Below are 13,499 nucleotides of genomic sequence, written 5' to 3' on the forward strand. Positions count from 1 at the left end.
GTCCACACTTGTCGAGTATTCGCCTTCAGCAGGGGCGACAGGACTTGAACCTGCAACCTGCGGTTTTGGAGACCGCTGCTCTGCCAGTTGAGCTACGCCCCTTCAGCGACGGCACTGCTGGCAGGCCCTCAATCCCGTCCGGGACTCACACAATTTGCGCGCTCCCCGATCGGCCGATCATAAACCGACGGACAGCGCGCAGAATTGGGAAAATCCCGAGGTCCGAGTGTACATCGGGCCAGGTGTGACTTACTAATCCGCCGTGGATTCGCTGTCGGCGGCAGGCGTCGGGTCCGGCGTCTCCGGTTCGGCGGCCGTCCGCACGACCTGGCCGGTTTCCAGGTCGTATTTCAGCGATATCGAGTTGTCGCCCTCGTGGCCCATCAACGTCGTGAAGGCCTCCAGGTACAGGTCTCCGTTGTCGTCGAGGGCGAGGTTCCTGGTCTGGACGATGTCCGCGCCGAACCGTTCGTTGACCGAGATGACCTCCATCTGGCCCCACACCTTGTCCCCGGCCAGCATCGGCTTGTGATAGAGGAACCTCTGGTCGACCTGCACGATCTGCATGGTCTCGAAACCGGTCTCGACCTTCCGGAAGAAGTCGCGCTGCATGATCAGCGCCAGCGTTGAAATGAAGGTCGGCGGCGCCACCAGCGCCTGGTAGCCGAGGTCTGCGGCGGCGGCCTCGTCGAAGTGCGCCGCGTCGCCGGACTTGATCGCGGCGGAGTACTCGCGAATCTTCTCGCGGCCGATTACGAAGTAGTCGGGGTGCTTGTAGACCATCCCCATCACGTTGGTCTTGATCGCCATTGGTCTACGCCAGCTTCGCTGACGCCACGGCGCGGCCGAAGATCTTCTTACCGCCAGATGTCGCATTCAGCGCGATGGTGACTGACTTCGTCTCCGGGTCAACGGATTTCACCCGACCGTTGAACACGATTTCGGCTCCGACACCGTCGTTGGGCACCGGCACCACGGCGGTGAAGCGCACGTTGTATTCGGTGACGGCGGCCGGGTCGCCGACCCAGGAGGTGACGTATCCGCCGCCCAGCCCCATCGTCAGCATGCCGTGAGCGATCGCCGTGTCGAGGCCGACCTGCTTGGCGATCTCGTCGTCCCAGTGGATCGGGTTGAGATCCCCCGAAACGCCCGCGTAGTTCACCAGGTCTTGCCGTGTCAGCGGAATGACCTTCTCGGGAAGCTGGTCACCCACCTTCACCGAATCGAACTCACGCAGTGCCATCGTTGAAGCCACTTCCTTCTCCATCGGAACGACCCGCGAGGGTCGTGTAGGTCTCTTGAACAGTCTCGCCCTTGTCGTTGGTGACGATGTTCTTCGTCACGATGATGTCCGCACCGAACGACTGCCGAATTGAGTGCACCCAGACGTCGCAGTAGAGCGTGTCGCCCTCCTTGATCGGCTGCAGGAACTTCAGCTCCTGGTCGACCTGGACGATCCTCTCGTCGGCGATCGCGATGTCATTGGTTTTGAACATAGCCAGTTGTGCCTGGTAGCCGAACACCGAGATGAACGTCAGCGGCGCAAGAAGCGCGTCGTGGCCGAGCGCCGACGCCGCGTCCTCGTGGTGAAACTCCGCCTGGTCGTTCTTGACCGCCACGGCGTACTCGCGAATCTTCTCCCGGCCGACAACGTAGTGGTCGGGGTGCCGGTAGTGCAGCCCAACCAGTTTCGGTGACAATGACACGGCTAGTGAACCTACCTAAGAGCCGGCAAGCCTGAAAGCGTTGGCGGTCAGCGCGACTCTTTGTGCGCCTGATGCTTGCCGCAGTTCGGACAGAACTTCTTGATCTCGAGCCGATCAGGATCGTTGCGTCGGTTCTTCTTGGTGATGTAGTTGCGGTGTTTGCACACCTCACAGGCCAAAGTGATCTTCGGCCTTACGTCGGTACTGGACGCCATGTCAGCTGCCCTCTTTCACGCGATCTCGTTGTTGCCTGTAGCGATGGCCGGACTCGAACCGGCGACCTAACGATTATGAGTCGTTCGCTCTAACCGACTGAGCTACATCGCCTGGTCGGGCGCCGCCGGCGTTGGGGGTCTGTCCCGTCGCTGCGCTCGCCCCGATTTTCTCCCGTCGCTGCGCTCGCCCCGGATGTCCATCGAGCCCCCTAACGGAATCGAACCGTTGACCTTTTCCTTACCATGGAAACGCTCTACCGACTGAGCTAAGGGGGCCTGACCCCACGCAGTCACGCCCGTGGGCCTTAAAGAGGGTACATTCTCGGCGTTTAGGTCGCCAAACCGCTTAGAGCCCGACGGTTACGCCTTCCGAGAACGGCCCGTCGTGCAGCTCGATGGACTCCGGATCAGTGCCCACCGGGACGTCGAAGACCACCGCGGTGTCGATCGAATCCCCCGGGTTGAGGTCGGCGAGGGTATTGCCGAGGTAGATCCACGCTTCGTCGTCGGATGTGAACTCGGTCGACCCGTCGGAGAGCGTGTTGAACGAGGCGAAGAACGTCTGCGGCTCGGTGCCGACGTTGGTGACCTTCATGTTGACGAAGATGTACTCGCCCGCCGCGGTCTTCTGCAGCTCGGGGAACTCTGGGTCGGCGACGCCGGGCCCGCGGTCGATCCCGGTGACGACGAACTCGAAGTTGCCGTCACGCACCGGCTGGCCCACGCTGTCGGCCTGGTTCTCCAGCGTCGGTGCCTCGCCGCCGGTTGCGGACTGGGACGCCGTCGCGGCCGACGCATCCGACGGCCCGCGCGTGACCGTGGTGTCGCCGACGTCGGTCTTCAGCGGCAAGACCACGGCGGCCAGACCCACGACGACGAGGACGACGACCGCAGCGATCACGCCCGCGATGACCTTCCCGTTCGGCCCGGACGTCCTTGGTGCGGCCGCAGCCGCCTCGAGCGGGGGTGCCTCGACGGCGGCGGCGCGGTGTTCGGTCCATGACTGCCCATCGAAATAGCGCCGGCCGCCAGAACCGTCCGGGTCCGGATACCAACCAGCGGGTGTGGTCACGGGTGCGAACTCTCTCTGAGCTAATTAGCCAGGGTGCGGTAACCGGACAATAACGCAGGTCGGCGCGGTACGGAGCAATAACGAATCGGGTTTGCGAACGCGCTTCGGCCACGCATGGCTGTGGTAGGACAGACCAATGCCGGAGTCGGTGGTTACGGGCGACAGCCCTCGGGTGGCGGTCTACCTCGATTTCGACAACATCGTGATCTCGCGCTACGACCAGGTGCACGGCCGCAACTCGTTCCAGAAGGACAAGGCGCGCGGGCTGGATGACGAGAAACTGACGACGGCCACCGTCGACCTCGGGGCCATCATCGACTTCGCGTCGTCGTTCGGCACGCTGGTGCTGACTCGGGCGTATGCCGACTGGTCGGCCGCTCTCAACGCCAAGTACCAGGGTCAGCTCGTCGGCAGGGCGGTTGATCTCGTGCAGCTGTTCCCGGCGGCCGCCTACGGCAAGAACGGCGCCGACATCCGGCTCGCGGTCGACGCCGTCGAGGACATGTTCCGGCTGCCTGATCTCACCCATGTGGTGATCGTGGGCGGCGACTCCGACTACATCGCCCTTGCGCAGCGCTGCAAGCGGCTGGGCCGCTACGTCGTCGGCATCGGCGTGGCGGGGGCCAGTAGCCGGTCGCTGGCCTCGGCCTGCGACGAGTTCGTCACCTATGACGCGCTGCCCGGCATCCCCACCGTCGCCGTCGCGCCCGCGCCTGCAAAGAAGGCGACCAAGCGAACCAAGTCGACGGAGCCCGACGACGAGCCCGAGCCTGAGGCCGCGGATACCCAGGCGGCGGCGACGGGCCTGCTGGAGCGGGCGCTGCGCATCGGACACGAGAAGGACGACGCCGACTGGCTGCACAACTCGGCGGTGAAGGCGCAGATGAAGCGGATGGACCCGTCGTTTTCCGAGAAGTCGCTGGGGTTCCGCTCGTTCAGCGACTTCCTGCGCTCGCGCAGCGATGTCGCCGATCTCGACGAGAGCAGCACCACACGGATGGTGCGGCTGCACCGCGATAACTAACCCCAGTGAGAGATCAGGGCTGTGAAATCGCCGAGATCACGACCCGGAATGCTATCTCGCGGTAATCCATCCCTACGCTGAGTCCCATGACCGAACGCCTGTACTTTCGGCAGCTGCTGTCGGGCCGCGACTTCGCGCAGTCCGACCCGGTCGCCCAGCAGATGCGCAACTTCTCCTACCTGATCGGCGACCGCGAGACAGGCGACACCGTCGTCGTCGATCCGGCGTATGCCGCCAACGATCTCGTCGACGCACTGGAGTCCGACGGCATGAAGCTGTCCGGCGTGCTGGTCACCCACCACCACCCCGACCATGTCGGTGGTTCGATGATGGGCTTCGAGCTCAAGGGTCTCGCCGAGCTGCTGGAACGGCAGAGTGTGCCCGTACACGTGAACAGCCTTGAGGAGCAATGGGTTTCGAAGGTCACCGGGATCGCGCGTAGCGACCTCACCGCACACGAGCACGGTGACAAGGTCAGCGTCGGTGACGTCGAGATCGAGCTGCTGCATACCCCCGGTCACACTCCGGGCAGCCAGTGCTTCCTGCTCGACGGCCGACTGGTGGCCGGCGACACGCTGTTCCTCGAGGGTTGCGGCCGCACCGACTTCCCCGGCGGCGACGTCGACGAGATGTTCCGCAGCCTGCAGCAGCTCGCAGCGCTGTCGGGCGACCCGACGGTGTATCCGGGCCACTGGTACTCGGCGGAACCCAGCGCAACGCTGTCGGAGGTGCGGCGCACCAACTACGTATACAGGGCGAGCAATCTGGATCAGTGGCGAATGCTGATGGGCGGCTGATCTGTTAGTAGGGTGCTGACCACGGCGATGGTGCCGTGTCTGAGCGCCCGTGCGCGCCCAAAAGGGGAGGGACCCACTCGATGACGACACCGCCGCCGACGCCTGCAGGCTGGTTTCCCGATCCCGAGCAGGCCGGAACGCTCAGGTACTGGGACGGCGCGACCTGGACCGAGCACCGGTCCCCGGCGCCGGAGGCCGCCGCGCCAGCGGCGCCCGAGGCCGCCGCGCCAGCGGCGCCCGAGGCGGCCGAGCCGCCCGAGGAGCCTGCCGCGCCTGCCGACCCGGGCCACGTGGGGTCTCATCGGGCTCCGGAGTCCGGGCCCGAGCCGCTGTCGGCCACCGATCAGCCCACCACCGAGGTGCCGCGGCGTGAGTGGACCCCCGAGCCCCCGCCGGAGCTGCGCGATTGGGCGTCCTCTGAACCCGAGCCCGAGCCCGAGCCTCCGTCTTACTCCGAGCCGACGACCGACCCGACACCCGAACAGGCACCCGAGCCACCGGCCGAAACGGTGCCGTACGCGGACGCCACCACGTCGACGCCGCCGGAGCCGCCAGCCGTCGAGCCACCCGCAGGCACCGAGCCGCGGGTGCCGGTCGACAACCGCAAGCTGGTGATGGGGTTCGCCGGCGCCGTCGCCGCACTGCTGCTGGCGTTGGTCCTCGCCGCCGTGTACGCGTTCGTCATCCACAAGTCCGACTCCGTGGACGCCAGCTCACCGACCACCGAAACCACAACGGTCACAACCAAAGCGCCCACGTCGGATGAGAGCAGCGCCTCGGAGTCGCCGCCACCGCCTGCCGGTGCCGTCGACGGCCCGCTGACGTTCTCCGTCGTCGGTGTCGAGCGCGTTACCACCATCACCGACTCGGAGAACGAGTTCCTCACCAAGGATGCGCAGGGCGAGTTCATCGTCGTACGCCTGACCGTTCAGAACACCAGCCCGGATCCCGGTCAGTTCCTCGGCACGTTCCAGAAGCTGAACGCGGGCGGCCAGGTGTACACGATCGACGACGAGGCCACGTTCTACGTCGGCGGCGGGTTCGTCGACATCCCGCCGGGCGGCCAGGTCGACGTCGGCCTGGCGTACGACGTGCCGCCGGGCACCGGTCCTGAGTCGGTCGAGCTGCACGCCGACCCGATGAGCCCGGGGGTCGTGCTACCGGTCAGCTAGTTTCGTTGCTGCGGGGTACGACGACCCGCTTGGACCGGCCAATCTGGAATGACTACAGCAACGGTTACCGCCGCGGGTGCGGCGATCGCAGCTTCCGCAGTCGGCAAGGCCCGACCGTCGTGGCGCGGCCAGCTCCCCGCAGCTCCGAGCGTTATGGCGCACTACGTCGCTTTCTGCCACGAGATCCGCACCGATCGGCCGTACCCACCGTCGAAATCGGACGGCGCATTTTTCGAGTAGTGCAATACGCAAGACAGACTGGCGTTTGCCTGGCAAACTCGCATTGTCAACGCCCCGGGTCGTGGGGACGTGCGGTCAGGGAGTTTGCTATGAAGAATCTTGTGTTGTGCTTCGACAGCACAACCAATCACCCGGGTCCCCATGATGCGACCAATGCCGGAACTCTGTTCCGGCTGCTCGCCGCCGACGACGACCGCCAGCTCTACTGGTATGACGCCGGCGAGGCCGTGCTCAACTCCGCCCGGCTGCTCAACCCGGCGTCCCGTCGCTTGCGCAGAAACACCGCCACGGCCGCCCGGGAATCCGTCATCGACGCGTACTTCTTCCTCGCCGAGCACTGGGAGCAGGGGGACCGCATCTTCCTGCTCGGGGCCGGACGCGGCGCGTACTGCGCACGGGCGCTGGCACGAATGCTCGGCACCGTCGGCATGATGACCGATCGCGCCGACCACGTCGTGGAGTACGCGCTGGCGGCCTACGCACTGCCCCGCCAGACCCGGACCGCGCAGGACTGGCAGCAGATCCACCAGATGGCGTGTGCGCTGGAGGACCGCGACGATGTCGCGGTTCCCGTGCACTTCCTCGGACTCTGGGACACCGTGAAAGTGCCTGGGACACCGGCGCTTTGCGATGAAGACTGGCTGGGCAACGTCGTCATGGGCCGGCACGCGGTGGCCATCGACGGCGGATCCGGTCCGTTCGGGGAATGCCGGGTCGGACGCAATCACGACGCCATCTCCGAAGTCTGGTTTCGTGGCGCGCACTGCGATGTCGTCGGCGGCCCGAACGCGTACTGGCCGCTGGCCGACATCACGCTCGACTGGATGCTCGACGGTGTGATCAAGGCGGGCGCCATCATCGATGCCGCCGAGATGCCGCGTACCCCGGCGCCTACCGACCGCGACGCACTCGCCGAAGGTGCCCGATCGCTACGCCTGCGCAAGGTACCCGAGGACGCGCTCGTGCACGCCAGCGTCGAGGTGTACGTGCGCGCGCATCCCGACTACTGGCGCAGGTTGCCGTCGCACGTCGTCTGGTCCGATCTGGATTGGGCCGCCCGCGCCGAGCGCCTGCCGGTGCCCGAGGCCACGCCCGCGGTCAAGGCAGAGCCGGGCGCCGGCGAGCTCACAGCGGTTGCCTCGTAGGTCCAAACGCACTGAAACACGGTCTGATTCACAGATCGCAAAGTTCCCTCTGCGATCCGCGCGCAGGAGTAACGTCGCGGGCTATGGCCAATAACTGGCCGGTCGTTGCGCGTGACAACGAATACGCGACGATCCAGTCGGCGCTCGTCGATCAGCAGGGCGCCTGCGGCATCGTTCTGGTCGGCGACGCAGGCGTTGGCAAAACAACGCTCGCTCGCTTGGTCACGCAGGCACTTCCGGTCCGGGTGCAGTGGGTGGCGGGTACCGAATCGGCCCGCAGCATTCCCCTTGGCGTGTTTGCGCACTTGGTGGGTACCGCCACGTCACGAGATCCGGTCGCATTCCTGGCGGCTGCTCGCGAAACGATTCTGTCCGAAGGACATTCGGTGATCGGCGTCGACGATGCGCATTTGCTCGACCAGCTTTCGGCAACGCTGCTGCATCAACTGGCCCTGGACGGCTCCGTCCGCATCGTGGCGACCGTTCGGTCCGGAGAGACAGTGCCCGACGCGATCACCTCACTGTGGAAGGACGGCTATCTACAGCGACTGCACCTGCTGCCGTTCACCAAGGAACAGTGCGTTGCGCTGATCGAGTCGGCACTGGGCGGCAAGGTGGAGGGGTTGTCCGCGGACCTGATGTGGGAGTCGTCCGGCGGCAACGCGTTGTTCGTCAAGCATCTGGTCGAGGGTGCGCTGGAGGCGGGCACGCTCAAACAGGTCCGTGGCGTGTGGCAGTTGCGCGGCCGCACCGCGGTGACATCGGAGTTGGCCTCTCTGCTGGACAGCCGGGTCGAACAGCTGCCGAACAATGTGCTGCACGCGCTGCGGCTGCTGACGTTTTGCGAGCCGCTCGACCTGGACACGTTGAGTGGCATCGCAGGCGTCGAGGCTGTCGAGGATGCCGAGAACCGCGGCCTGATCCGGGTCAGCGAGGAGCACAACGGGATCGACGTCCGGTTCAACCACCCGCTGTTCGGTGAGGTCATCCGTCGACGGCTGGGCATGGCCGCGGCACGACGACTGCGCGGCGAGGTGGTGCGCGCCATGGCGGGCCGCCCGGTGCGCGGCCCGACGGATCGAATCCGGCTGGCGGAGTTGACCCTCGACAGCGATGAGTCGCCCGACGTCGACCTGCTGGTGTCGGCTGCCAGGGACGCCATCGCGCTGACGAATGTGACGCTCGGTGAGCGGCTGGCACGTGCGGCGGTGGACCGCGGCGGCGGATTGGTGGCCAGCGAGCTGTTGGCGCGCTCGCTGCTGTGGCAGGGCAATGCCGCGGAAGCCGAGGAGACGCTGAGTGCATTTGACCCCAACCAGATGACCGAACTCGAGCTCGTCCGTTGGGGTTTGGTGCGGATCGCCAACCTGCACTGGTCGATGGGCGATGCCGAGGGCGCCGACGACGTGCTGGACCTGTTGTGCGACAGGGTCGCTCACCCCGGTCTCAAGCTTGTGGTTGCAGGCGTGGCCTCGGCGTCACGGCTGTTCGAGAACCAGCTCGAAGAGGCAGTCGAACTCTCAAAATTGGTGCTCGCCTGCCCGGACGCGTCTGCGGCCGCCGTCGAGTGGGCGGTGTTCGGCGGCGCGCTGGCGCTGGCGTTGATGGGCCGCGGCGAAGAGGTCGAGGCCGTCGCCCGACGAGGCCATCAATTCGACGACAAGGTCGACGGGCTGCTTCGCTACCTCACCGCGTTCGGCGAAGTGCGCGCGCTCGTGCTCAGCGGAGACTTCGACCTCGCTGCCCGGCGATCCGCCGATATCGTCCGGATCACCTCGGCCGGTCAGTATCTGGCCTGGGGAATGGCCAACGTTCTGGTCGGCACCGTGGATCTTGGTCGCGGCCGCTGCGCCGACACCGTGTCCCGTATGGAACAGACAGTCGCCGCGCTGACATCGGAATCGGCGGCGTCCTGGAGCTTCCCCGCCCGCCTTCTGCTTGCGCAGTCCTACTGCGCGCTGGCCCGTGCGGACGCGGGCGCAAAGATGGTTGCCGAACTGCGCACGCGCAGCGGAAAGCACGTCGCGGTGTTCGGCCCACAACTGCGCATCGCCGAGTCGTGGCTGGCCGCCGCGGAGGGAAACATCAGCGCCGCAATCGAACTCGCGCTTGATGCCGCACAACTGGCGGCGAAGTCCAAACAGACGGCGATCGAGATGCTTGCTCTGCACGATGCCGTGCGGTTCGGCGACCAGACCTGCCTGGGCCGGCTGGCCGAGCTCGCCGCGAACACCGGCGGCAGGCTGGCGTCAGCGATCGGGGCGCACACGAGGGCGGTCCGCGAGCACGACGCGGTCAAGATGTGTGAGGCGGCCAAGCAATTCGAGCAGATCGGCGCGCTGCTGTCGGCGGCCGATGCCTACGCACAGGCGGCGGTGGTGGCCGAGGCCTGCGATGACCGCCGCCGCAGCGTGGAGGCGGCCGCCGCGGCAACCCGTCTCGCCGCCGAGTGCGGTGGGATCCGCACGCCCGCCCTCGAGCTGGCCGCACACCCGCTCCCGCTGACCGTTCGCGAACGCGAGATCGCCAACCTGGTGGCTGCCGGACTGAGCAACAGGGACATCGCCGACCGGTTGGTGGTGTCGGTGCGCACCGTCGAAGGACACCTGTATCGCGCATGCATAAAACTCGACATTTCAGACCGTGAGGACCTGGCCACGATGATCCGAACGGGTGCCACGGCGTAACGGTGGCAATCTGCGCTGATAACCCCGTGAGGCACATCAGCCTCAACCAACTCACCAGAAATTAGCATCACAGCAAATTTCAAGGTTCCCACTTGGCGAATGCTGATCTTGGCGCCGGACCATGATATTAACGACGCGTGGGGATTACGGAATGGTTCGACGACCGCGCCGACGATATTGCGAATGTGTCGTCGGGCGCGTGGACGGCGCTGGCGGCCTGGCTGGCCCTCTGCGTCACCATTGCCGCCCTTGTCTACGCATGGCGGCAGTTCCAGTCGGCCAGGCACCAGACAGAGGACATCAGCCAGCCCAACGTGGCGATGTTCATGGAGCCCAACGCGACGGACTGGCACCTGGTCGAACTAGTGGTGAAGAACTTCGGCCAGAAGCCGGCCTACGGGATCAAGCTCGAGTTCGCGACGCCGCCGACCGTGCCCCGCTATGAGAGCGCGGATGCCGACAACTATGTCGACATCGTCCCGCTGAAACTGCCCGCCGAGATCCCGTACCTGGCACCGACACAGGAGTGGCGCACGGTGTGGGATTCGGCGTTGGACCGCAAGCAACTCGGCGAGTCCATCGGCTCGCGCTTCGCGGGCGCCGTCACCTTTTACGACCGGCCGAATTCATCCCGGCAGGGAAAGACGAAGCAAAAGAGACAGCAGTTCCGCACACCGGCGGTGCTGGACTGGTCGACGCTGCACCCGGTCGAGCGGCTCGAATTGCTGACCTCCCACGATCTCGCACGCCAGGAGAAGCAGAAGTTGGAGCTGCTCCGCGGCCTGCTGACCTACTACCACTACGCGACGACCGAGAGCCGCCACGAGGCCCTGCAATCGGAGATCAACAGGATCAACGCGGCCGCCAACGAACAGCGCGACCGTTACCGCAGCCAGTTCGCCTCCGAGAAGGAGGCTCCGCAGCGTGACGTGGCTGCGCCCGCCGCCGCGGTGTCGGTAGACGAGCTGCCGTCCACGCCTGCACCCCAGCGGCCCGCGAGCCAGTCACCGCAGCGCTACGACGGCCTGCCCCCTGAATACGACGACCCGCCACCTCCGTACGACGACGAGCCGCCGTACGACGATGACGACGCCCAGACCCGGGTGATCAACGGCAGGCATCGGCGCGGCTTCGGCGGTGGCTGACACCCCGTCACACCTCGGCGACTTGGCTTTCGTAACATCGTTTCGTAACATCGCTTCGAAACGTATGTGCACGTCAAGGGAGGCCCATGACCAGCCTGGTGAACTACGAGCTCAACGAGTCCGTCGCGACGATCGCGCTGGACGACGGCAAGGTGAACGTGCTCGGGCCTGCGATGCAGACCGCCATCAACGAGGCCCTCGACCGCGCAGAGAAAGATGACGCCAAGGCCGTCGTGCTGGCGGGGAACCAGCGGGTATTCAGCGGTGGGTTCGACCTGTCGGTCTTTCAGTCCGGCGACCCGCAGGCAGCGCTTGCGATGTTGGCGGGCGGGTTCGAGTTGTCTGTGCGGTGCCTGACGTTTCCCAAGCCGGTCATCATGGCCGCGATGGGCCCGGCGATCGCAATGGGCTCTTTTCTGCTGCTCAGCGGCGATCACCGGGTCGGCGCCCCGAAGTCGCGGTGCCAGGCCATCGAGGTGGCGATCGGCATGACGATTCCGATCTCGGCCGTGGAAATCATGCGGATGCGGTTGACACCTGCGGCATTCCATCGGGGCACGGCGATGGCCTCGACGTTTGTCGGCGACGAGGCGATCGCCGCGGGCTGGCTGGACGAGATCGTCGACGCGGACAAGGTGCTGGGGCGTGCCAAGGAGATCGCGACCGAGGCGGCGGCGACGTTGCACGCGGGCGCGCACCTCGCGACCAAGCTGAAGGCCCGTGAGTCGGCGTTGGCGGCGATCCGCGCCGGCATCGACGGGCTGCCGACGGAATTCGCCGCCAGTTAGGCCGCTGCGATGCCAAGGGCGAAGCAGCGCACGCCAGAACTACGGGATCGGGTGCTCGACGTGGCGATCACGACGCTCGGCGAGGAGGGCATCGCCCGGTTCACGACGCGGCGGGTGGCCGAGCGGGCAGGCACGTCGGTGCCCGCGGTGTACGAACTGTTCGACGACAAGGCCGGCCTGGTGCGGGCCATGTTTTTCGAGGGTTTCCGACTGCTTGGCGCAGAGTTGGCGAAGATCCCGCAGACCGACAGCGCGCTGGTGGACCTCGAGCGGCTGGTTCCGGTGTTCCGGCTGTTCTGCCGCGCGTATCCGAAACTGGCCCAAGTGATGTTCTCCCGCCCGTTCGCGGATTTCGAGCCCGGACCCGACGAACTCGCGGCGGGCGCGGCCGTCCGCGAGATCTTCGTCGGCCGTATTGCGCGGTGTGTCGACAAGGGTCTGCTCGGCGGCGACCCGACGGACGTCGCGCACGTATTGCTAGCGCTGGCACAGGGTTTGGCGGTACAGGAGGCCGGCCGCTGGCTGGGGACGGCGGCCGAGATCGAACGAAGGTGGAAGGTCGGGGTGACCGCCGTGGTCGACGGCTTCAGGATGGCCCATCCCTGAGCTTTGCCGTGCCGACTCTTCGCCCGCCAGCGCACCGGGGTAGGCTTACCCACATCAGGTTGAGTTGCCAGCCTCCGGAAACGTCGCAGGCCCTGGCGGAACTGAAATCCCCCGTCGTGCGCAACCCCAGCAAAACACTTACGACCTTTGGAGTCGATTCCTTTTGACCACACTCGCATCACCACCGTCATGTCCATCGAGAGCCCCCGCCAAAGTCGCAGGCGAGCGTATGTTTTTGCGCACCGAATGGCACAGCTGGACCGTGGTCCGCATCAGCGTGACCGGAGAGGTCGACGCGTCGAACGCCGACCGTCTCGTGCGGTATGCGTTTCGGTACGGCGCCAACAGCCGACGCTTGATCCTCGACCTGACCGACGTGGAATTCTTTGGCGTCGAATGCTTTTCGCTTCTCGACATCATTGCCGGACGCTGCGCAACGGCGGCGGTCGCGTGGACCTTGATCCCCAGCCCCGCGGTCGCGCGGGTGCTGCAGATCTGCGATCCACATCGCGCTCATCTTTCCCGCGGGCTAATCACAAAACAGCACCAGAACGTGAAATAGCGGCGACCAACCGGTACCGTCACACTCGGTTGAATTCACAGCCCGCGGAAACGTCACGGCGGCGATCTGGCTCCCCGCCGATATGTGCCCAGCACATGACGTAGCCGACAATTCACGGTTGTTGTCCGATGCGATGGGGGATCGTGCCAACGGATACAGAGCTGGCGTCTACGGACGCCTTGCTCGGCGCGCATCACGGAGGGGTGGCGCGCAAGTCTGTACAGTCATGGCGTCTGACATCCACTCGCTCTAACCGGTGCGCGGGATCACCTGAGGTCAACCAGAAGGGGCTCGGCTCTTCGGAACGAGTCGTCCGGTCCACCACGGGCCGGCGACGGTC

General features: G+C 65.9%; 14 protein-coding genes and 3 tRNA genes. 9 read left to right on the forward strand and 8 right to left on the reverse strand.

The genetic code is table 11. The annotated features are described in order from the left end of the window. Positions 1-29: 29 nt before the first annotated feature. The 8 genes from QOJ24_RS16970 to QOJ24_RS17005 form a co-directional block, all read right to left on the reverse strand. Positions 30-102, reverse strand: a tRNA-Trp gene (locus QOJ24_RS16970). Between the two features lie 150 nt (positions 103-252). After that, positions 253-810: a (3R)-hydroxyacyl-ACP dehydratase subunit HadC gene (gene hadC / locus QOJ24_RS16975; RefSeq protein WP_526263242.1), complete on the reverse strand. Its 558-nt coding sequence runs from the start codon at positions 808-810 to the stop codon at positions 253-255. Between the two features lie 4 nt (positions 811-814). Next, on the reverse strand, positions 815-1,243 hold the full coding sequence (gene hadB, locus QOJ24_RS16980) for a (3R)-hydroxyacyl-ACP dehydratase subunit HadB (RefSeq protein WP_526263293.1): 429 nt from the start codon (positions 1,241-1,243) through the stop codon (positions 815-817). Then, entirely contained in the window at positions 1,230-1,706 is a 477-nt protein-coding gene (hadA, locus tag QOJ24_RS16985; RefSeq protein ID WP_526263243.1) for a (3R)-hydroxyacyl-ACP dehydratase subunit HadA, read from the reverse strand. Before hadA ends, hadB begins: the two co-directional genes overlap by 14 nt. Before the next feature lie 47 nt (positions 1,707-1,753). After that, positions 1,754-1,921, reverse strand: coding sequence for a 50S ribosomal protein L33 (gene rpmG, locus QOJ24_RS16990; RefSeq protein ID WP_003929651.1), 168 nt, complete (start codon positions 1,919-1,921; stop codon positions 1,754-1,756). A gap of 38 nt (positions 1,922-1,959) precedes the next feature. Then, positions 1,960-2,033 (reverse strand) — tRNA-Met (locus tag QOJ24_RS16995). Positions 2,034-2,124: 91 nt separating this feature from the next. Continuing rightward, positions 2,125-2,197, reverse strand: a tRNA-Thr gene (locus QOJ24_RS17000). Between the two features lie 70 nt (positions 2,198-2,267). Next, positions 2,268-2,993: a DUF4352 domain-containing protein gene (locus QOJ24_RS17005; protein WP_526263245.1), complete on the reverse strand. Its 726-nt coding sequence runs from the start codon at positions 2,991-2,993 to the stop codon at positions 2,268-2,270. A 136-nt stretch (positions 2,994-3,129) separates the two neighbouring features. Between QOJ24_RS17005 and QOJ24_RS17010 the strand changes: the two genes are divergently transcribed. The 9 genes from QOJ24_RS17010 to QOJ24_RS17050 all read left to right on the forward strand — a co-directional run bounded on the left by QOJ24_RS17010 (position 3,130) and on the right by QOJ24_RS17050 (position 13,159). Continuing rightward, complete coding sequence (locus QOJ24_RS17010) at positions 3,130-4,017, forward strand: NYN domain-containing protein (protein ID WP_526263247.1); 888 nt, start codon at positions 3,130-3,132, stop codon at positions 4,015-4,017. A gap of 86 nt (positions 4,018-4,103) precedes the next feature. Beyond that, the gene (locus QOJ24_RS17015; protein ID WP_526263249.1) at positions 4,104-4,814 is read left to right on the forward strand and encodes an MBL fold metallo-hydrolase; all 711 of its coding nucleotides are present in this window, start codon (positions 4,104-4,106) and stop codon (positions 4,812-4,814) included. Between the two features lie 80 nt (positions 4,815-4,894). Then, the gene (locus tag QOJ24_RS17020) at positions 4,895-5,986 is read left to right on the forward strand and encodes a DUF2510 domain-containing protein (protein WP_526263251.1); all 1,092 of its coding nucleotides are present in this window, start codon (positions 4,895-4,897) and stop codon (positions 5,984-5,986) included. A gap of 329 nt (positions 5,987-6,315) precedes the next feature. Beyond that, a complete protein-coding gene (locus QOJ24_RS17025; protein WP_526263253.1) occupies positions 6,316-7,371 on the forward strand; it encodes a phospholipase effector Tle1 domain-containing protein in 1,056 nt (351 codons plus the stop codon). Between the two features lie 83 nt (positions 7,372-7,454). After that, the gene (locus QOJ24_RS17030; RefSeq protein ID WP_526263255.1) at positions 7,455-10,058 is read left to right on the forward strand and encodes a LuxR C-terminal-related transcriptional regulator; all 2,604 of its coding nucleotides are present in this window, start codon (positions 7,455-7,457) and stop codon (positions 10,056-10,058) included. A gap of 137 nt (positions 10,059-10,195) precedes the next feature. Next, the gene (locus QOJ24_RS17035) at positions 10,196-11,203 is read left to right on the forward strand and encodes a DUF8453 domain-containing protein (RefSeq protein ID WP_526263256.1); all 1,008 of its coding nucleotides are present in this window, start codon (positions 10,196-10,198) and stop codon (positions 11,201-11,203) included. An 86-nt stretch (positions 11,204-11,289) separates the two neighbouring features. Then, on the forward strand, positions 11,290-11,991 hold the full coding sequence (locus QOJ24_RS17040) for a crotonase/enoyl-CoA hydratase family protein (protein ID WP_526263258.1): 702 nt from the start codon (positions 11,290-11,292) through the stop codon (positions 11,989-11,991). 9 nt (positions 11,992-12,000) lie between these two features. Next, entirely contained in the window at positions 12,001-12,597 is a 597-nt protein-coding gene (locus tag QOJ24_RS17045) for a TetR/AcrR family transcriptional regulator (protein WP_526263260.1), read from the forward strand. Positions 12,598-12,826: 229 nt separating this feature from the next. After that, positions 12,827-13,159 carry an STAS domain-containing protein gene (locus QOJ24_RS17050; protein WP_526263262.1) on the forward strand — a complete coding sequence of 111 codons (333 nt, stop codon included), beginning with the start codon at positions 12,827-12,829 and terminating at the stop codon, positions 13,157-13,159. Positions 13,160-13,499 lie beyond the last annotated feature (340 nt).

Origin of the sequence: Mycobacterium sp. (assembly GCF_032159775.1) — a bacterium.
Taxonomy (GTDB): domain Bacteria; phylum Actinomycetota; class Actinomycetes; order Mycobacteriales; family Mycobacteriaceae; genus Mycobacterium.